1 protein-coding gene (running past both ends of the window) is annotated in these 23,082 nt (G+C 70.1%); it reads right to left on the reverse strand.

All 23,082 nt of this window come from inside a single coding sequence — locus IBJ82_RS16475, non-ribosomal peptide synthase/polyketide synthase (protein ID WP_194826765.1), on the reverse strand. Of the gene's 43,791 coding nucleotides, 5,087 precede the window and 15,622 follow it; the stretch shown corresponds to coding positions 5,088-28,169, spanning codon 1,696 (partial) through codon 9,390 (partial); reading right to left, the first codon wholly in view occupies positions 23,079-23,081. Both the start codon and the stop codon lie outside the window.

Genomic DNA, 23,082 nt, shown 5'->3' on the forward strand with positions numbered 1-23,082 from the left:
CGGGCCAGCGCGTTGAGTCCGGCCGACAGGGCGGGGTCGATCGAGAACTCGTGCACGCCACCGCGGTTGGACGCGATGGCGGGACGGGCCCGGTCGGCGGGCAGGTCGAGCTGGTCGGGCAGCCCGGCCAGGTTCTGCGACCAGTAGGCCACCTGCTGCGCGATCATCGACGCCGAATCGGCTTCGGAGCCGAGGGTTTCGCGCTGCCACAGGGCGAAGTCGGCGTACTGCACGGGCAGCGGCGCCCAGCCGGGTGCCTCACCGCGCGAGCGGGCGGCGTAGGCGATCATCACGTCGCGGGCCAGCGGGCGCACCGACCAGCCGTCACCGGAGATGTGGTGCACGACGAAGACCAGCACGTGGGTGTCGGGGTGCGAACCGTCCATCGAGCCCGCGACGCGCAGCAGTTCGGCGCGCACCGGGACCTCGGCGGTGACGTCGAACCCGGCGAGCACGAGTGCGCTGATGCGGTCGCGGATCTCGTCCTCGCCGACCGTGATCGGGTGCAGCGAGATCGGCATCTGACCGGCGGGCAGCACGACCTGTACGCCCTGACCCTCCGCGGTCTCCGGGTAGACGGTGCGCAGCACCTCGTGCCGGTCGACCACGTCGGCGACGGCCTGACGCAAGGCGTCGATGTCGAGGTCACCGATCAGGCGGACCGCGAGGGGGATGTTGTTGACGCCGGTCGTGCTGTCGAAGCGGTTGAGGAACCACATGCGCTGCTGGGCGAGCGAGAGCGGGATCTGCTCCGGGCGCGCACCGGCCACGAGCTCGCGGCGGCTGCCGCTGCCCGCGTGGACCTCGACCTTGGCGGCCAGCGCGGACACCGACGGCGCTTCGAACAGCGCGCGCACGGGGACGCGAGTGTCGAGGGCGGCACCGAGGCGGGCGACCACCTGGGTGGCGATGAGCGAGTTGCCGCCCAGGTCGAAGAAGTCGTCGTCGAGGCCGACCGCGCGGTCGCCGGACAGGCCGAGCACCTCGGCGAAGGTGGCGGCGACGATCTCCTCGATCGGCGTGCGCGGCGCACGGAACTCACGCGCCTCGAACACCGGCTCCGGCAGGGCGCGCCGGTCGAGCTTGCCATTGGCGCTCAGCGGCATCTCGTCGATGACGACGAACGCGGCCGGAACCATGTAGGACGGCAACTGCGCGGCCAGATGCGAGCGCAAAGCGTCGATGTCGACGGTCGCGCCCGCGGCGGGGACGACATAGCCGACGAGCTGGTCGCCGGTGCGCGCGTCCGAACGCACGACCACCACGGCCTGCGTGACGGTGTTGTGCGCGGTGAGCGCGGCTTCGATCTCGCCGAGCTCGATGCGCAGACCACGCAGCTTGACCTGGAAGTCGGTGCGGCCGAGGTAGGTGATCACGCCGTTCTCGTCGCGGCGGACGAGGTCACCGGTGCGGTACATCCGTTCGCCGCCCGCGGGGCTGCCGGCGGGCACGGAGGCGGTAGCGGAGCGTGACCACGCAGGGCCCTCGGCTTGCCCGCCATCGGATACAGCCCCGAACGGGTCGGCGACGAAGCGGTCGGCGGTGAGGTCGGGGCGGCCGAAGTAGCCGCGGGCCAGCTGGGCGCCGGCCAGATACAGCTCACCGGCGACACCGGCGGCGACCGGATGCAGTCGCGAATCCAGGACGTAGGCCTGCGAGTTCCAGACCGGCGAGCCGATCGGGACAGCGCCGTCGACCTGGTCGGCGACCGGGCCGTGCGTCGCGTGGACGGTGAACTCGGTGGGGCCGTACAGGTTGAACAGGGCCGCGTCGCTCACCTTGCGCAGGGCCACGACCGCGTCGGCGGTGAACGCCTCACCGGCGATCAGCAGGGCGCGCAGCGAGGACAGCGCTCCGCCCGCGACGGCGGCGGCATCGATGCTGCCGGCGAAGACGGTGAGCATCGACGGCACGAACGAGGTCATCGTGACCCGTTGCGCGGCAATGACATCGGCGAGGTACGCCGGATCGCGGTGACCGTCGGGGCTCGCCACGACGATCCGGCCGCCGGTGCTCAGCGGGCCGAACAGCTCCCACACCGACACGTCGAAGGTGGCGGGGGTCTTGAACAGCACCACATCGTCGGCGTCGATGCCGTATTCGCCGGTGATCCAGCGGATCTGGTTCACCACGGCCGAGTGCGGCACGGCCACACCCTTCGGGCGACCGGTCGAGCCGGAGGTGAAGATGACGTAGGCCGGATGCTGCGGGAGCAGCGGGACGATCCGCTCGGCATCGCTGACCGGAGTCTGCGGGTACGCCGTGAGGTCGATCGCGTCGATGACCAGCGTCATCGGCGCGGTGTCCACGGCCGCGTCGTCGTCGAGTCCGAACCCGTCGCGGGTAGTGGTGAGGACGGCGACCGGGGCTGCTGTCTCCAGGACGTAGGCGATGCGGTCGGCGGGCTGGTCCAGGTCGAGCGGCACGTAGCCACCGCCTGCTTCCTGCACCGCGTAGGCGGCGACGACCAGGTCGATGCTGCGGCGCAGGCCGAGCGCGACGAGGGATTCCGGGCCGACGCCCGCTTCGATCAGGCGATGCGCCAAACGGTGCACGCGAGCGGCGAAGTCGGCGTAGGTCAGGGTCTCGCCGGTGGCGGGGTCGACCATCGCGACCGCGTCGGGGGTGGCCAGCGCCTGACGGGCAAACTCGTCCACCAGAGTGCCCGCGCCGGACAGCTCGTGCGCGGTGTCGTTCCATCCACGCACGGCCAGTGCGGTTTCGGCGGAGTCGAGCAGGGCGATGTCGCCGACAGCGCGGTTCGGAGCCGCCGCGATCTCGGCGAGCAGGCGGGCGAAGCGGGCACCGAAGCGGTCCATGGTGGCCGCGTCGAACAGATCGGTGGCGTAGATCAGCTCGGCGAGAATGCCGGATGCGTCGCCCGGCTTCTCGGTGAGCACCACCTGCAGGTCGAACTTGGCCACGTCGATCGGCAGGTCGACACCGCTCACGGTGAGGCCGGGCAGTTCCAGGCTGGTCTGGCCGGTGTTCTGGAAGGCCAGCATGACCTGGAACAGCGGGTGACGGGCCTGCGAGCGGGCGGGGTTGATGATCTCGACGAGCCGCTCGAACGGCAGGTCGGCATGACCGAAGGCCGCGATATCGCTCGCGCGGACCGCACCGAGCAGGTCGGTGAAGCTCGCGTCGCCGTCGACCTCGGTGCGCAGCACCAGGGTGTTGACGAACATGCCGATCAGGTCGTCGAGGGCACGCTCGCCACGGCCCGCGATGGGGGTGCCGATGGCGATGTCGTTCTCGCCGGACAGGCGCGAGAGCAGCAGGGCCAGCGCGGCGTGGGCGACCATGAACAGCGTCGCGCCACGGGTGCGGGCCAGCTCGGTCAGTGCCGCATGGGTTTTCGCGTCGATCTCGAAGGCGTGGGTGGCGCCGCGTCCGCTGGCGACCGCGGGACGCGGCCGGTCGGCGGGCAGGTCGAGCTGCTCGGGCAGGCCGCGCAGGGTCGAACCCCAGTACGAGATCTGCTGGGCGATCACCGATTTCGCGTCGTCCTCGTCACCGAGCACGGCGCGCTGCCACAGCGCGAAGTCGGCGTACTGGACTTCCAGGGGACGCCAGGCCGGTTCGGCGCCTTCCACGCGGGCGCTGTAGGCGGTCATCACGTCGCGGGTCAGCGGGCCCATGGAGAAGCCGTCGGCCGAGATGTGGTGCACGACAAGGGCGAGCACGTGTTCGGTGGGGCTCACCTCGAACAGGGCGGCGCGGAACGGCACCTCGGCGGTGACGTCGAACGCGGTGAGTACCAGCTCCGAAAGCCGTTGCGGCAGTTCGGCGACGGTGGTCTCGATCGGCGCAAGGTCGGGGATGACCTTGCCGGTCGGGACGATCACCTGGTAGCCGGCGCCCGCCACCTCCGGGTAGTAGCTGCGCAGGGACTCGTGGCGGGCGAGCACGTCGGCCACGGCGACCTGCAGCGCCTGGCGGTCGAGCAAGCCCGACAGCTGGACGGCGGCGGGGATATTGTCCACCGCGGACTCGGGGTCGAAGCGGTTGAGGAACCACATGCGCTGCTGGGCCAGCGACAGCGGCACCCGCTCGGGGCGCTGCTGCGGTACCAGCGGCGCGCGGCGTTCGGCGCCGGAGTGCGTCTCGGCGCGGGCGGCCAGCCCGGCGACGGTGGAGGCCTCGAACAGCTCGCGCACGCCGATATCGGTGTCCAGCGCGGCCGACAGGCGCGCGGCGACCTGGGTGGCGGTCAGCGAGTTGCCGCCGAGGGCGAAGAAGTCGTCGTCGAGACCGACCCGGTCGAGGCCGAGCACGTCGGCGAAGGTCGCGGCGACGATCTCCTCGACCGGCGTGGTCGGGGCGCGGAACACCGCGGCCTCGAACACCGGCGCGGGCAGCGCCTTGCGGTCGAGCTTGCCCGAGGCATTGAGCGGGAACTCGTCGAGGACGATGATCACCGCGGGCACCATGTAGGCGGGCAGGTTGTTGCCCAGTTCCTCGCGGGCGTCCTCGATGTCGACGGTACGGCCGGTCGCCGGGATCACGTAGGCCACCAGCTGATCGCCGGTGTGCTGCTCGCCGCGCACGACGACCACCGACTGCGCCACCTCGTCGAGGCCGGTCAGCGCGGACTCGATCTCGCCGAGCTCGATGCGCAGACCACGCAGCTTCACCTGGAAGTCGGTGCGGCCCAGGTATTCCAGCTCGCCCTGTTCGGTCCAGGCGACGAGGTCACCGGTGCGGTACATGCGCTCGCCGTCAGCAGCGAACGGGTCGGCGACGAAACGGTCGGCGGTCAGGTCGGGGCGCGCCACATAGCCGCGGGCCAGCTGGGTGCCCGCGAGGTAGAGCTCACCCGCGACACCGACCGGCACGGGGCGCAGACGCGCGTCGAGGACGTAGACCTGGGTGTTGAAGACCGGGGCGCCGATCGGGACAGTGTCCACATCGGTGTCGACGACCTCGTGGAAGGTGACGTCGACCGCGGCCTCGGTGGGGCCGTACAGGTTGTGCAGCGCGGCGCCGGTCAGCTCCCGCAACCGGTGCGCGGGCTTGGGCGGCAACGCCTCACCGGAGGCGAACACCATCCGCAGCGACTCGCAGCGCGCGGCATCGGCGTCGGCGACGAACACCGCGAGCATCGACGGCACGAAGTGCGTGACGGTGACGCCCTCGACGCGAATGATCTCCGCGAGGTACGCCGGATCGCGATGTCCGTCGGGCTTCGCGACAGCCAGCTTCGCGCCGATCTGCAAGGGCCAGAAGAACTCCCACACCGACACGTCGAACGTGGCGGGCGTCTTCTGCAGCACGACGTCCGCTTCGGTCAGGCCGTAGGCGGCCTGCATCCACACCAAACGGTTGACGATCGCACCATGGCCGACCGCCACACCCTTCGGACGACCCGTCGAACCCGACGTGAAGATCACATACGCCGTGTTCTCCGGACGCAGCGGCGCGATGCGCTGGGCATCGGTGACGCGGGTGTCGGCGTAGCCGTCCAGGTCGAGCAGGTCGATCCGGACCTGTGCGGTGTCGATCTCCAGATCGGTGCCCGAGGTGAGCACGCAGACCGGATCCGCCGTCGCCAGAATGTATTCCGTGCGCTCGGCCGGATGATCGGGGTCCAGCGGCACGTAGGCGCCGCCGGCCACGCTCACCGCGTACATGCCGACCACCAGGTCGATCGAGCGGCGCATGCCGAGCGCCACATAGGTTTCCGGGCCGACGCCGCGGTCGATCAGCCAGCGCGACAGGCGGTAGACCTGCTGGGCGAACTCGGCGTAGGAAAGGCTCGTGCCCTCGAAGGACAGGGCGGTGGCCTGCGGCGTGCGGGCGACCTGGGCCTCGAACATCGAGACGAGGGTGGCCCGCTGGTCGACCTCGTGCGCGGTGGCGTTCCACTCACGCACGACGAGTTCACGTTCGGCGGCGTCGAGCAGTTCGATATCGCCCACGGCGACAGTCGGTTCCGTGGTGATCGCGGTGAGCACCCGGATCAGGCGCTCGGCGATGCGATGCACGGTGGCGGCGTCGAACAGGTCGCTCAGGTAGCCGGCGCGCACGCGCAGCTGGGTGTCGAGCTGGGCGATCAGCGACAGCGGGTAGTGGGTGGCGTCGGCGGCGTCGAGGCCGGTGACAGCCATGCCGTCGATGTCGGCGGCCTGGGCCTTGATGCCCTCGGCGTCGACCGGGTAGGACTCGAAGACCACCAGCGAGTCGAACAGGCCACCGATTCCGGCCGCGGACTGGATCTCGGCGAGGCCGATGTAGTGGTGGTCGAGCAGGTCGGCCTGCTCGCCCTGGGTGCGGGTCAGCACGTCGCGCACCGTTTCGGCGGCGTCGAAGCGCACGCGCACCGGGACGGTGTTGATGAACAGACCGACCATGGATTCCACGCCCGAGAGCTGCGCGGGACGGCCCGAGACGGTGGTGCCGAAGAGCACGTCGTCGCGGCCGGTCATCCGGCCGAGCACGATCGACCAGGCCACCTGCAGGACGGTGTTCGGGGTGACGCCGAGGTCGGCGGCCATCGCCACGAGCCGCGCCGTGGTGGGCTCGTCGAGGTCGAACAGGTACTCGTCGGACAACGCGGCGATCTCGCGGCTCGCGTCGGGGCGGGCCAGCATGGTCGGCTCGGTGACGCCGCGCAGCGCATGCGACCAGGCCTCGACCGAAACCGAGTGATCCTGGCGGGCAACCCATTCCAGGAAGTGGCGGTAGGAGCGAACGGCGGGCAGCGCGCTCGCGTCGCCGTGCAGAGCGTAGAGGGCGAGCAGGTCACGCATCACCAGCGGCGTCGACCAGCCGTCGAGGAGGATGTGGTGGTTGGACACCGCGAAGCGCCACTCGTGCTCGGCGATCTGGATCAGGGTGAAGCGGATCAGCGGCGGGTCGGCCAGGTCGAAGCGGGCGGTGCGGTCGGCCTCGACGAGGTCGGCGTATTCGCCGGTCTCGATGCGATCGTGTTCGGTCCAGGCCACGCGGGTGGTGTCGAGGACGACCTGCACGGCGTTGCCGTCGTGGTCGGTGACGAACGCGGTGCGCAGGGTTTCGTGGCGGTCGAGCAGCGCCTGGGCGGCGGCGCGCAGACGGGTGGCGTCGACGCGACCGGTGAGGGTGAGGACCGCCTGTGCGGTGTAGACGTCAACCGAGGTGGCGGCCAGTCGGGCGTGGAAGAACAGACCCGCCTGCAGCGCGGCCAGCGGCCACACCTGGGTCAGCTCGGGGTAGCGCTTCTCCCAGGTGTCGATATCGCGCTGGGTGGAGCGCACGAGGGCGAAGTCGGACGGTGTGTGACCGCCCGCATCTGCCGAATTAGCGTGCCGGGCAACAGCTTCCAGCGCGGTGATCCATAGATCGGCGAACGCGCGCACCTCGGCCTCGGCGAGCAGCGTGCTCGGGTAGCCGATATTGGCGCTGAGCTTGTCGCCGACGACGATCGCGTTCACGTCCAGTGGCGCCATCGCGGGCATGTCCGCGTCGTAGGCGCCGCCGAGGGCGGCCAGCTCGGGCGCGGGGATCCAGCCGAAGCCGCGCAGGGCGTCGGGGACATCACTGTCGGCGACGCGGCCGAGGTAGTTGAAGCTGATCTGGCCGGGGAGCTGCGTGGGCAGTTCGGCGGCGGTCTCGGCGTTCATGTACCGCAGCAGGCCGTAGCCGATGCCCTTGTCCGGCACCGAGAGCAGCTGTTCCTTGACCGCCTTGACGGCCTGGCCGAGCGCCGGGCCACCGGCGAGAGCGGCGTCGATGTCGATGCCGGCCAGGTCGAGTCGGACCGGGAAGATGGCGGTGAACCAGCCGACGGTGCGCGACAGGTCGGCGCCGGGCGCGACCTCTTCCTCGCGACCGTGGCCTTCGAGGCGCACGAGCAGCGCGTCGCTGGTCGAGTCGGCGCGGCGGCCGTTACCGAGTGCGCCGGGACCGGTGCGGGTGGAGCGCCACTTGGCGGCGGCCAGCGCGAGCGCGGTGAGCAAGCCGTCGTTGACGCCACCGTGGAACAGGGCGGGGACCGTGGTGAGCAGTGCCTTGGTGACCTCGGCGGACACCTCGACCGGCAGCTTCTCGACCACGCCGGAGACGTCGACCGCCGGGTTCATCGCCCGCTCGGTGAGCAGCGGGTCCGGGGTGTCGACGACCGCGCGCCAGAAGTCGAGCTCGACGGCGCGTTCGGTGCTCTTCGCCTCGTCGGCGAGGGCGTGCGCCCAGGCTCGCATCGAGGTCGCGGGGGCCACCAGCTCCGGCTGTTGACCGGCCGAGAGCTGACCCCACGCGGCGACGAAGTCGGGGACGAGGATGCGCCAGGACACGCCGTCGACCACCAGGTGGTGCGCGACGACGATCAGTCGACCGGCCCGTGCGGCGGACCGCGTGGACGAGTCGCTGTTGTCCGGCGCGGCGGGCTCGAGCCACACGAATCGCACCACGACACCATTGGCGGGATCGAGGCGATCCAGGCTGGCGTCCAGTGCGGCAGAGGCGATTTCGACGAGCTCGTCGTCGGAGACGGTGGGATCGAAGACGGTGTGGTCGATGCGCGCGGTGACGTCGACCGTGCCCGTGGGGGCGGTGTCGACGACCCAGCGGCCGTCGACCTGGTGCAGGCGCGAGCGCAGCATGTCGTGGCGGTCGATCACCGCACCGACGGTGGCGGCGATGCCCGCGCGGTCGATGCCGACCGGCAGCTCGAGAGCCAGGGTCTGGTTGAACCGGTTGAACGAACCGGACCGCTCCGCCATGAACCGCACGACCGGGGTCAGCGGCATCTCGCCGACGCCGCCACCGGGCAGCTCGGCGAGGGTGATCGCGGAAGCCGCGGCGACATCGGCGGTTTCGGCGACCGAGGCCAGGCCCGCGACGGTGCGCTGTTCGAAGACGTTGCGCGGGGAGAACAGCACGCCACGGGCCTTGGCCCGGGAGACGAGCTGGATGGAGACGATCGAGTCGCCGCCGAGGGCGAAGAACGAGTCGTCCACGCCCACGCGCTCCACACCGAGAACCTCGGCGAAGACCTCGGCGATGGTCTGCTCGATCGGGTTGCGTGCGGCGCGGAAGGTGACCTCGGTGGCGAAGACCGGCTCCGGCAGCGCCTTGCGGTCGAGCTTGCCGACCGGGGTCAGCGGTACGTGGTCGATCACCATGATCGACGACGGCACCATGTACGCGGGCAGACGATCCTCGACATGCGCGGTCAGCGCGGCGACATCGATCGAATGACCCGGTGCGGCAACCACATACGCTACCAGCGAGACAGCGCCCGCGGTGCTCTTGTGGCCGACGGTGGTCGCGAAGTCGACGGTCTCGTGCGAGGCGAGGGCGGAGTCGATCTCGCCCAGTTCGATACGGAAGCCGCGGATCTTGACCTGGAAGTCGGAGCGGCCGACGTACTCGACGGTGCGATCAGCGGTCCAGCGCACCACGTCACCGGTGCGGTACATCCGCTCCCCCGGAACGAACGGGTCGGCGATGAACCGGTCCGCGGTGAGCCCGGCGCGGGCGTGGTAGCCGCGGGCCAACTGGATGCCCGACAGATAGAGCTCACCCGCCACACCCACCGGAACGGGCTGGAGCTGGGCGTCCAGGATCAGCGAACGCATGCCGCGGGTGGGGCCACCGATGGTGACCAGCTCGCCCGGCGCCAGCGCGGCGCTGATGTTGGTCATGATCGTGGTCTCGGTGGGGCCGTAGCCGTTGTGGAAGGCACGCATCGTGCCGTCCGCCAACGGAACTGCCCACTTCGACACCAGATCAGCGGGCACCGCTTCGCCACCGGCGACAAGGACGCGCAGCGAGTCGAGACCGCTGGGGTCGAAGGTCGCCAGGGCGGCGGGGGTGATGAAGGCGTGGGTGACCCGCTCGGTGCGGATCAGCTCGGACAGCTCGTCGCCGCCGTAGACGCCCGGCGGGACCACGACCAGCGCGCCGCCACGGGCCAGCGCCAGCAGCAGTTCGAGGATCGAGGCATCGAACGAGGGCGAGGCGAAATGCAGTGCGCGAGTGTCGGAGTCGAGGGCGTAGCGCTCGGCCTGCTCCTCGCCGAAGTTCCCCAGACCCGCGTGGGTGACGACGACGCCCTTGGGCACGCCGGTGGAGCCGGAGGTGTAGATGACGTAGGCGGGCTGCTCGGGGGTGGTCACCCGCACGAGTTCGGAATCCGCGATCGGACCACCGTCGACGGTGGTCGGATCCAACTCGTCGAGCACCAGCCAGCGCGCCGAATCCGGCAATCCGTCACGCACGGAGGCGACGGTGAGGCCGAGCGGCGATCCGGAGTCGGTGACCATGTGCGCGATGCGGTCGGCCGGGTAGGTCGGGTCGACCGGTACGAAGGCGGCGCCGGTCTTGGCGACGGCCCACGCGGCCAGCACCGAATCGGCCGAGCGCGGGACCGCGACGGCCACGAGGTCTTCGGCGCCGATGCCCTCGGCGATCAGCAAGCGCGCCAACCGGTTCGAGCGTTCGTCGAGCTCGGCGTAGGAAACGCTGACCCCTTGGAACACTACGGCGGGGCCGGTCGGGTTCTGGGCGACAGCCTCGGTCAGGAGGTTGCGCAGGGTGCGGGCGGGTACCGGCGGTGCACCGACGCGGAACACCAGATCGGACCGCTCGGCGGCATCGAGGACATCGATCGCGCCGACCGTGATCGCGGCATCGCCTGCGACGGCTTCGAGTACGCGCTGCCAGCGCACCGCGATGGCGGCGACGGTGTTCTCGTCGAACAGTTCGGTGGCGTAGTTCAGTGCCAGCGCCATCCCGCCGCTGCCGGGTTCGCCCAGTTCGGACAGGGTGAACTGCAGGTCGAAGCGGGCAACGCTTTCGTCGAGATCGAGCGCCGAGACAGCGAGCCCCGGCAGTTCGAGGGTGGTGCGGTCCAGGTTCTGGAAGGCCAGCATCACCTGGAACAGCGGGTTGCGCGACTGCGAGCGCTCCGGCGCGAGCAGTTCCACCAGGCGCTCGAACGGGACGTCGGCATTGCCGTAGGCGTCGAGGTCGGCCTTGCGTGCGCGTTCGAGCAGGTCAGTGAACGACTCCGCCGGGCTGACGCCGGTGCGCAGGACGAGGGTGTTGACGAACATGCCGACCAGGTCGTCGAGGGCCTGCTCGCCACGGCCCGCGATGGGGGTGCCGATGGCGATGTCGTCGGAACCGGACAGCCTGGCCAGCAGCACCGCGAGGGCGGTGTGCATGACCATGAACAGCGACGCGCCTTGACGACGGGCGACCTCGTCGAGCCTGGCGATCAGCTCGGGCGAGAGCTCACGGTGCACGGTGGCGCCGTGGTGCGAGGCGATCGCCGGGCGGGCACGGTCGAACGGCAGGGTCAGTTCGTCGGGGACGCCGGCGAGCTGGGACTGCCAGTAGCCGACCTGGCGCGACATCAGCGATTCGGCGTCGTCCTCGGTGCCGAGCACGGCGCGCTGCCAGATCGCGAAATCGGCGTACTGCACCGGCAGCGGCGCCCAGCCGGGGGCGGTGCCCTGGGCGCGGGCGGTGTAGGCGCGCATCACGTCGCGGGTCAGCGGTGCGATGGAGAAACCGTCGGCGGCGATGTGGTGCACGACCACGACCAACACGTGCTCGTCGGGAGCGCTGTCAACTGATCCGGCAACGCGGAACAGCCGCGCGCGCATCGGAACCTGTTCGGCCACATCGAAACCGGTGGACACGAACTCGGTGACCGTCTCGAACAGCTCGTCGCGATCGATCGCGACGGGGCGCAGATCCAGCGAGATTCGTTCCGCGGCAACGATCTGCTGCACCGGGGTGCCACCGTGCTCGGGGTAGCGGGTGCGCAGCGATTCGTGCCTGCGGACCAGGTCGGCGAGCGCGAGCGCCAGTGCCTCGGTGTCGAGTTCGCCGGTGAGGCGGATCGCGACGGGCAGGTTGTAGGCGGCCGAGGTGGTGTCGTACTTGTTGAGGAACCACATGCGCTGCTGGGCGAACGACAGCGGAACCGTTTCGCCTTCGGCGCGCTCACGGGCGACCAGCGCCGCGCGGGCGGTGCCGCCGGTGTGCGATTCCACCCGTGCCGCGAGGGCTTCCACGGTGGAGGCTTCGAACAGGGCACGCACCGGCACCGTGGCGCCGAGCGCCGCGCCGATGCGGGCCACGACACGGGTGGCGATGAGCGAGTTGCCGCCGAGGTCGAAGAAGTCGTCGTCGACACCGACCCGATCCAGGCCGAGGACATCGGCGAAGACCGCGGCGACGGTTTCCTGCACAGGTGTGACGGGTGCGCGGAAGGCCCGCGCCTGCACCGCGGGGGCGGGCAGCGCGCGGCGGTCCAGCTTGCCGTTGACGGTCAGCGGGATCCACTCGAGGCGCACGAGCGCCGCGGGAACCATGTAGGCGGGCAGCTGTTCGGCCGCACCGCTGCGAATGACCTCGAGGTCGGGTTCCAGGTCGCCCTCGGCGACCACGTAGGCGACGATCCGCTGGTCACCCGGCTGATCCTCGCGCACGATCACCGCGGCCTGCGCGATACCCGGCTGCGCGAGCACGGCGGCTTCGATCTCACCGAGCTCGATGCGGAAACCGCGGACCTTCACCTGATCGTCGGCTCGGCCCAGGTATTCGAGTTCGCCGAAGCGGTTCCAGCGCGCGAGGTCGCCGGAGCGGTACAGACGCGAGCCGCCCTGGTTCGGGCCTGCGAGGGGGTTGGCGACGAAGCGGGTGGCGGTCAGGTCGGGGCGACCCAGGTAGCCGCGCGCCAACTGCGGTCCGGCGACATACATTTCGCCCGCGACACCCACCGGCACGGGACGCAGCCGGTTGTCGAGGACGTACACGCCGAGCCCGGCGATCGCCCGGCCGACGACCGAACCCGCTGCGGCGGCAATGGTTTTCGCATCGAGTGCACGGAACGACACGTGAACCGTGGTCTCGGTGATGCCGTACATGTTGACCAGCGTCGGCGAGCTGTCACCGTGGCGGGCGACCCAATCCGACAGACGACGCAGCTCGAGAGCCTCGCCACCGAACACGACGTAGCGCAGGGCAAGCGGTTCCAGGCCGGGTCCGGCGTTCCGGTCGGCCTCGGCCAGTTGGTAGAACGCCGACGGCGTCTGGTTGAGCACCGTCACCTGCTCCACGCGCAGCAGTTCCAGGAACTGCTCGGGCGAGCGCGAGGTGTAGTAGTCGACGACGATCAGCGAGCCGCCGAACAGCAGCGGGCCCCACAGCTCCCACACCGAGAAGTCGAAGGCGTAGGAGTGGAACAGCGTCCACACATCGCGCGGGCCGAAGCCGAAGTCCCGGTCGGTGTTGGCGAACAGCCGCACCACATTGCGGTGCGCGACCGCGACGCCCTTGGGGCGACCGGTCGAGCCGGAGGTGTAGATGACATAGGCGACGTTGTCCGGCGAAAGCGGTGCCAGCCGGTCGGCGTCGGTGATCGTGGCGTCGTCGGCGTCTTCGATATTGCCGGTTTCCACGGCGAATCCGTCGAGCACCACCGAGGGCAGGTGCTCCGGCACTGTCACCTGGACGGTGGAATCGAGGACCACGCTGGTGGGGCGCGAGTCTTCGAGCACGTAGGCGATGCGCTCGGCCGGGTACGTCGGGTCCACCGGCACGTAGCCCGCACCGGTCTTGACGACGGCCAGCAGCGCGACGACCAGATCGAGCGAGCGCGGCAGGATCACCGCGACCAGCGATTCTGGGCCCGCGCCATCGTCGATCAGCCTGCGCGCCAACACATTCGCGCGGCGATCGAGTTCGGCGTAGGTCAGCGACTCGACACCGAACTTGGCGGCGATGCGGTCCGGGTAGGCGGCGGCCGCGGCGTCGAACAGGTCCACCAGGGTCGTGTGCTTGTTGCCGAACAGACCGCGCCGGTAGCCCGCGGGGGTGCTGGCATCGTGGATGACCGGCAGACCGATGGCGTCGACGCCGGAGGACACCCAGCGCTGGGCGACATCGCGCTGTTCGGCCTCGCCGAGCAGGTCGATATCGCCGACGATCACGTCGGGGTCCTCGGCGACGCTGCGCAGGATACGCACCAGCCGGTCACCGAAGGCGGCGACGGTCTCGGCGTCGAACAGATCGGTGGCGTAGTTCCACGACAGTGCGAGGGAGCCGTCGGCGGATTCGCCCACGGTGAGCTGCACGTCGAACTTCGCTGTGCCCGGATCGAAGTCGACGACATCGAGCTCGAGACCAGGTAGTGCGATGGTGCCGGTGTCGGCGGCGGTGGCCGCCTCGAAGGTGAGCGCCACCTGGAACAGCGGGTGGTGCGCCTGCGAACGGGTGGGGCTGAGCACGTCGACCAGGCGCTCGAACGGCACATCGGCGTTGGCGAAAGCGGACAGGTCGACCTTGCGGATCTGATCGAGCAGGTCACTGAAGCTCGCGCTGGAGTCGACCTCGCTGCGCAGCACCAGGGTGTTGACGAACATGCCGACCAGGTCGTCGAGCGTGCGCTCGCCACGACCGGCGATGGGAGTGCCGATGGCGATGTCGGTGCTGTTGGACAGGCGCGCGGCCCAGGTGGCCAGTGCCGCGTGCATCACCATGAACAGGGTGACACCGCGGGCGCGGGCGATCTCGGTGAGCGCATGGTGCAGGTGCGCGTCGACCGAGAAGCGGTGCAGGTCACCGGCATTGGTGGCGACCTCGGGACGCGGACGATCCGCGGGCAGTTCGAGCTGATCCGGCAGGTCACGCAGTTGCTCGGTCCAGTAGGTGAGCTGGCTCGCGGCGACCGATTCGGGATCGGACTCCTCGCCGAGGACCTCACGCTGCCACAGGGTGTAGTCGGCGTACTGGACTTCCAGCGGCGACCAGGCGGGGATCTCGCCCCTGGTGCGCTCGGTGTAGGCGACGACGACATCGCGCAGCAGCGGACGCAGCGAGAAGCCGTCGCCGCTGATGTGGTGCATCACCAATACGGCCACGTGATTACGGTCGTCGACTCGCAGCAGGCTCGCGCGGAAGGGGACCTCGCGGGTCACGTCGAAGTGCACGCTCGCCAACTCGACCACGCGCGCGACCACGTCGCTCGCGGCGACCGGCTGGGCGGGCAGCGCGAAACGAACCTCGTCGGCGGGCAGGACCCGCTGGTAGCCGGCGCCTTCGTCGACCGCGCCCGCGGCGACGTCGGATGCCGGGTAGTAGGTGCGCAGCGATTCGTGCCGGGCCACCACATCGGCGACGGCCGCTTCGAGCGCGGCGACATCGAGGTCACCGGTGAGGCGAATCGCGACGGGGATGTTGTTGACCGCGGTGCGGTTGTCGAAGCGGTTGAGGAACCACATCCGCTGCTGGGCCTGCGACAACGGCACCAACTCGGGACGCGGGCGCGGGACGAGCGGGATCCGTCCGCCACGACCGGTATGCGTTTCCACGCGAGCTGCCAGCGCCGCGACGGTCGAGGCCTCGAACAGCGCGCGCAGCGGCACCTGGGTGTCGAGCGCCTCGGACAGACGCGCCGCGGCCCTGGTGGCGACCAGCGAGTTGCCGCCGAGTTCGAAGAAGTCGTCGTCGAGGCCGACCTGACCGGCGCCGAGTACTTCGGCGAAGGTGGCGGCGACGATCTGCTGCACCGGGGTGACCGGCGCCTGGAAGGTGCGGGTGGCGAATACCGGCGTGGGCAGCGCCTTGCGGTCGAGCTTGCCGGAAGCGTTGAGCGGGAACGCGTTCAGCACCACGTACGCGGCGGGCACCATGTAGACGGGCAGCTCGGCGCCGAGGGCGTCCTTGACCGCGTCGGTGTCGATGGTGGCGCCGGTCTCCGGGACGACATAGGCGACCAGCTGATCGCCGGTGTGCTCGTCGGCGCGGACCACGACCACCGACTGGGCGATCTCCGGCAGCGCGGTGAGCGCCGACTCGATCTCGCCGAGCTCGATGCGCAGACCACGCAGCTTCACCTGGAAGTCGGTGCGGCCCAGGTACTCCAGCTCGCCGTCGGCGGTCCAGGTGACGAGGTCGCCGGTGCGGTACATGCGCTCGGCGGGTGCGAACGGGTCGGCGACGAACCGGTCCATCGTCAGATCGGCGCGACCGACATACCCGTGGGCCAGCTGCACGCCCGCGAGGTAGAGCTCACCCGCGACACCCACCGGAACCGGTCGCAGTCGCGAATCCAGCACGTACAGACGGGTGTTGAACACCGGGGCGCCGATCGGCACCGTCTCGGTGTCGGCGTCGGTGACCTCGTGATAGGTCACGTCGACCGCGGCTTCGGTCGGACCGTAGAGGTTGTGCAGTGCGGCGCCAGTCAATTCGCGCAGACGCTGTGCGGTCGGCGCGGGCAGACCCTCACCGGAAGCGAACACGTTGCGCAGCGAGACACACTCGGCGGCCAGCGGTTCGGTGACGAACACCGCCATCATCGACGGCACGAAGTGCACCGTGGTGACCTGTTCGGCCCCGATCAGGCGGGCCAGGTAGGCCGGGTCGCGATGCCCGTCCGGCTTGGCGACGACCAGGCGCGCGCCGACCTGCAAGGGCCAGAAGAACTCCCACACCGACACGTCGAAGGTGGCGGGGGTCTTCTGCAGCACCACGTCGTCGGCGGCGAGGCCGTAGGCGGCGTGCATCCACACCAGGCGGTTGACGATCGCCGCGTGACTGACCGCGACACCCTTCGGACGACCGGTCGAGCCGGAGGTGAAGATGACGTAGGCGGTGTTGTCCGAGCGCAGCGGGCGGTGCCGGTCGGCATCGGTGACCGGCGCGGTGGAGTGGCCGGACAGGTCGAGCTGGTCGATGCGTACCTCGCGACCGGCGGCAGCGGGCAGGCTCTCACCCGAGGTCAGCACGCAGACCGGCTGCGCGGTCTCGAGGATGTGCTCGATGCGCTCAGTCGGGTGGTCGGGGTCGAGCGGCACATACGCGCCACCGGCGGCGGACACGGCGTACATGCCGACCAGCAGGTCGATCGAGCGCCGCATGCCGAGTGCCACATACGATTCCGGGCCGACACCGGCGTCCTTGAGCCAGCGCGCCAGCTGACGCACCCGCCCGGCGAACTCGGCGTAGGACAGACTCGTCCCCTCGAACGTGAGCGCGATCGCGTCGGGGGTCCGCGCGACCTGTGCCTCGAACAGCGCGTGGAGGGTGGCCGGTTCGTCGTCACTCGGCGTGCTCAGCGCGGCGTCGACGGCGAATTCGGTGTCGTTCCAGCGATCGAGCACCAGGGCACGCTCGGCGGAGTCGAGAAGTTCGATGTCACCGACGGGAGCCGAGGGGTCGACCACGACGGCGGTGAGCACGCGCAGCAGTCGGGCGCCGAAGGTCGCGGCGAAGCCCGCGTCGAAAAGGTCTGTCGCGTAGACGAGTTCGGCGTCCATGTGGCTGTCGTCGTCGGCAGGGACCTCGCTGAGCGCGAGCTGCAGATCGAACTTGGCCATGTGCTGGTCGATGCCCAGCTCGGAGACGGTGAGGCCGGGCAATTCCAGGGTGGTGCGGCCCAGGTTCTGGAACGAGAGCATCACCTGGAACAGCGGGTGGCGCGACTGCGACCGCGTCGGGTTGAGTACCTCGACGAGGCGCTCGAACGGCACGTCGGCGTGGGCGAAAGCGGCCAGGTCGTCTTCGCGGACCTGACCGAGCAGCTCGGTGAAGCTCGCGCCCGGGTCGACCTGTGCGCGCAACACCAGGGTGTTGACGAACATGCCGACCAGATCGTCGAGTGCCTGCTGACCACGGCCCGCGACCGGCGTGCCGATGGCGATGTCGGAGGTGCCCGACAGCCGCGCCAGCAGGACGGCGAAAGCGCTGTGCACCACCATGAACAGGGTGGTGCTGTGCTCGTGGGCGACCCGGTTCAGTGCCTCGACGAGCTCGCCCGGCACTTCGAAACGGTGCGTGCCCGCCTGGTAGCTGGCCTGCGCGGGCCGCGACTTGTGGCCGAGGCGCAGTTCGTCGGGCAGGTCGGCCAGCGCGCCGCGCCAGTGATCGAGCTGCTCGGAGATCAGCGAGGTGGGATCGATTTCGTCGCCGAGGACTTCGCGCTGCCAGAGCGCGTAGTCGATGTACTGCACGGCCAGCGGCGGCCAGCCGGGTTCGGTGCTCGCGGTGCGGGCGACGTAGGCGGTCATCAGGTCGCGCACCAGCGGACGCAGCGAGAAACCGTCGGCGGCGATGTGGTGGACCACCATCACCAGCACGTGCTCGCGTTCACCGAGCTCGTAGACCCGAAGGCGCACCGGCGCGTTCGCGGTGACATCGAAACCGCGGCGGGCGAACTCGTAGAGCGAGATCGCCATATCGGTCTCGTCGGCCTCGATCAGCTCGACGTCGGGGATGGAGCCCGCGGCGGCGAGGACCTTCTGGTACGCGGCGCCTTCCGCCATGGTGGCGCGTCCCGACTCGGGGGCCACGTACACGGGGTAGACCGTGCGCAGGGTCTCGTGGCGGGCGATCACGTCGGCGACCGCGCCGCGCAGGGCGGGCAGGTCGAGCAGGCCCTGCAGGCGGACCGCCACCGGGATGTTGTAGGTGCCGGTGTCGGCGACGTCGAAGCGGTTGAGGAACCACATGCGCTGCTGCGCGAGCGACAGCGGCGGGTGCTCGGGACGCGGACGGGCCGCGAGCTCGGCGCGCAGACCGGAACCCGCGTGCGACTCCACCCGCGCGGCCAACGCGCCGACGGTGGGCGCCTCGAACAGCGTGCGCACGCCGACCTCGGCGTTGAGCGCCTTGCTCAGGCGGGCCGCGACCTGGGTGGCGACCAGGGAGTTGCCGCCGAGGGCGAAGAAGTCGTCGTCCACGCCGACGCGCTCGGCGCCGAGCAGATCGGCGAAGATCTCGGCGACGATCTCCTCGATCGGGGTCGAGGGCGCACGGAACACCTTCGCCTCGAACACGGGCGCGGGCAAAGCTTTACGGTCGAGCTTGCCGGAGGCGTTGAGCGGGAAGGCATCGAGCACGAGCAGGGCCGAGGGCACCATGTAGGTGGGCAGCTCAGCGGTGACGCCCGCCTTCACGGTGGCCACGTCGACGGTCGTACCGGCTTCGGGCACAACGTAACCGACGAGCTGGTCACCGGCGTGCGCGTCGGAGCGCACGACCACGACCGACTGCGCGACGCCCGGCTGGGCCAGCAGGGTCGCCTCGATCTCGCCGAGCTCGATGCGCAGACCGCGCAACTTCACCTGGAAGTCGGTGCGGCCCAGATAGTTCAGCTCGCCGTAGGAGAGTCCGTTCCCGTCCGACACCGCGGTCCAGGTGACGAGGTCGCCGGTGCGGTACATCCGCGAGCCTGCCGCGCCGTACGGGTTGGCGACGAAACGGTCGGCGGTCAGGTCGGCCCGGTTGAGATAGCCCACGGCCAGCTGATCGCCCGCGAGATAGAGCTCACCCGCGACACCGGGGGCCACGGGGTGCAGCCGCGAATCCAGCACGAAAACCCTGGTGTTCCACACCGGGCGGCCGATCGGCACCGACTCCACATCGGCGTCGACGACCTCGTGATAGGTGACGTCGACCGCGGCCTCGGTGGGGCCGTACAGGTTGTGCAGGCGGGCGCCGGTGAGCTTGCGCAGCCGCTGCGCGGTGGGCGCGGGCAGCGCCTCACCGGAGGCGAACACCTGACGCAGGCGCACCGCGTCACCGTTGCCGTTGCTGCCGAGGGTCGAGACGAACACCGACAGCATCGAGGGCACGAAGTGCGCGGTGGTGATAGCGCGCTCGGCGATGATCTGGGCCAGGTACACCGGGTCGCGGTGTCCGTCGGGCTTGGCCACGACCAGGCGGGCGCCGGTCTGTAAGGGCCAGAAGAACTCCCACACCGACACGTCGAAGGTGGCCGGGGTCTTCTGCAGCACGGCGTCGGCGGCGTCGATCGGGTACTCGTGCTGCATCCACAGCAGCCGGTTGACGATCGCCGCGTGGTCGACCGCGACGCCCTTGGGGCGACCGGTCGAGCCGGACGTGAAGATCACGTAGGCGGTGTTGGTGGCCCGAAGCGGCTGCACGCGTTCGGCATCGGTGATCGGGGCACCGCTGAAATCGGCGGGCGAGAAGATGTTCTCGACCACGTGCACGGTGACGCCGTCGGCCTCGAACGAGTCGCGACGGCTGGTGAGCACCAGGCGCGGCTGCGCGGTCTCGATGATGTGACCGATACGGTCGGCGGGCTGATCGGGATCGAGCGGCACGTAGGCGGCGCCGGTCTGCAGCACCGCGTACATGGCGACGACCAGCTCGGTGGAGCGCCGGATCGCCAGTGCCACATGGTCACCGGGGCCGACGCCGTCGGCGATCAGGCGGCGCGCGATGCGGTTGGCCCGCTCCTGGAGCTCGCGGTAGGACAGTTCTTCCTGCTCGAAGACCAGGGCGACGGCGTCCGGGGTCCGCTCGACCTGCGCGTCGAACAGCGACACCAGCGTGCCCTGCGGGACCGCGTGCGCGGTGTCGTTCCAGTCGACGAGAACCTGCGCGTGCTCCTCGGGCGCGAGCAGATCGATATCGCCGACGAACACCTCGGGATCGGCGACGATCGCGGCGAAGATGTTGTCGAGCCTGCGCGCGAACGCGGCGATCGTCGATTCCTCGAAAAGGTCGAGCGCGTAGGAGAACTCGGCCGCCATGCCGCCGGCTTCGCCGTTGGTGTCCTGCACCTCGGTGAGCGTGAGCTGCAGGTCGAACTTGGCCAGCTGTGGGTCGTAATCGATGCCGCTGACCGCGAGGCCGGGCAGCTGGAGCGAGGCCTGCTTGTTGTTCTGGAACGACAGCATCACCTGGAACAGCGGGTGGCGCGCCTGCGAACGGGCCGGGTTGAGCACCTCGACGAGCCGCTCGAACGGCACATCGGCGTGCGCGAAGGCCTGCAGGTCGGTCTCGCGGGCCTGGTCGAGCAGGGTCGCGAACGGGGTGGCGCCCTCGACCTGCGAGCGCAGCACCAGGGTGTTGACGAACATGCCGACCAGGTCGTCGAGCGCCTGATCACCACGGCCCGCGACGGGGGTGCCGATGGCGATATCGCTGGTGCCGCTGGCGCGGGCGAGCAGCACGGCCAGCGCGCTGTGCATGACCATGAACAGCGAGGCGTTGTAGCGGCGGCCCAATTCGACCAGGGCGCGCTGGGTTTCGCTCGCGATCACGAAGCTGTACGTGCCACCGCGGTAGGAGGCGGCGGGCGGGCGCGGATGATCGGCCGGCAGGACCAGCTCGTCGGGCAGGTCGGCGAGTTCTTTTGCCCAGTAGGCGATCTCGGAGGAGATCAGCGACTGCGGATCGTCCTCGGAACCGAGCACCTCACGCTGCCAGAGCGCGTAATCGGCGTACTGGACCGGCAATTCGGCCCAGGTCGGCGCTTCCCACGAGGTGCGGGCCGCGTACGCCATGATCACATCGCGCGAGAGCGGCGCCATCGACCAACCGTCGGCGGAGATGTGGTGCACCACCATGCCGAGCACGTACTCGGACTCGGAAACCTCGAAAAGCCGTGCGTGCAGCGGTACTTCGCTGGTCACGTCGAACGCCATCGACGCCAGGTCGATCAGGTGATCGATGAGGTTGTCCTCGGTGACCCGGTACGGGGTGAGGTCGGGGACGATCTGCGCGGCGTCCAGAACCACCTGCACGGGGCCCGCGCCGGAGTCGGGGAACACGGTGCGCAGCGACTCGTGCCGGTCGATGACGTCGATGACCGCGACCTGCAACGCGGCCACATCGAGATCACCGGAGAGCCGGATCGCGACAGGGATGTTGTTGACCGCCGAGGCGGTGTCGAAGCGGTTGAGGAACCACATGCGCTGCTGCGCCAGCGACAGCGGCACCCGGTCGGGGCGCTCGCGGGCGACCAGCGCCTTGCGCGCGCCGTCACCGGCCTGGGATTCCACCCGGGCGGCCAGCGCCGCCACCGTGGGAGCCTCGAACAGCATGCGGACCGGGACACGGGTGTCGAGGGCGATACCGATGCGGGAGGCGACCTGGGTGGCGATCAGCGAGTTGCCGCCCAGTTCGAAGAAGTCGTCCTCGACGCCGACGCGGCCCAGTTCGAGCACGTCGGCGAAGATCTGCGCGACGATCTGCTCGATCGGGGTGGTCGGGGCACGGAACTCGCGCACCTCGAACACCGGCGCGGGCAGCGCGCGACGGTCGAGCTTGCCGTTGACCGTCAGCGGGATCGCGGCGAGCACCATGATCGACGAGGGCACCATGTACGCGGGCAGGCGCTGCGCGACGTGGTCGGTCAGTTCGGCGATATCGATCGACGTGCCGGGCACCGCGACGACATAGGACACCAGCGAGGTGCTGCCGCCCTTGTTCTTGTGGCCGATGCTGACCGCGAAATCGACGGTCTCGTGCGAGGCGAGCGCGGAGTCGATCTCGCCCAGTTCGATACGGAAACCGCGGACCTTCACCTGGAAGTCGGAGCGGCCGACGTATTCCACATTGCGATCGGCGGTCCAGCGCACCACGTCACCGGTGCGGTACATCCGCGCGCCGGGGGCGTAGGGATTGGCGACGAACCGGTCGGCGGTCAGCGAGGCGCGGGCGTGGTAGCCACGGGCCATACCGACGCCACCGATGTAGAGCTCACCCGCGACACCCACCGGCACGGGGCGAAGGCGGTCGTCGAGGATCAGGGTGTGCACGCCGCGGATGGGTCCGCCGATGACGACCCGCTCCCCCGGGATCAGCCCTTCGCTGAGGTTGGACGCGATGGTGGTCTCGGTGGGGCCGTAGACATTGCCCAGCATGCGGCGCGAACCGTTGGACAGGCGCACCGCCCACTTGGCGACCAGTTCCGGCGGCACCGCTTCGCCACCGGCGGCGAGCACCCGCAGGTGATCGAGGCCGCGCGCGTCGAAGGTGGCCAGCGCGGCGGGGGTCACGAAGGCGTGGGTGACCTGTTCGGCGATGAGGATGTCGCGCAGTTCCTCACCGCCGTAGACGCCCGGCGGGACGACGACGAGGGTGCCGCCGCGACCGATCGCGAGCAGCAGTTCCAGCACCGAGGCGTCGAACGAGGGTGAGGCGAAATGCAGTGCGCGCGTGTTCGAGTCGAGCGAGTAGAGGTCGATCTGCTCGGCGCAGAAGTTGGCGACGCTGGCATGGGTCACCACGACGCCCTTGGGCACACCGGTGGAGCCGGAGGTGTAGATCAGGTACGCGGGCTGCGCGGGATCGGTCGGGCGGACCAGTTCGCGCGGGGCCAGCGGG

The organism is Nocardia sp. XZ_19_231, assembly GCF_015355705.1.
Classification (GTDB): Bacteria; Actinomycetota; Actinomycetes; order Mycobacteriales; family Mycobacteriaceae; genus Nocardia; species Nocardia salmonicida.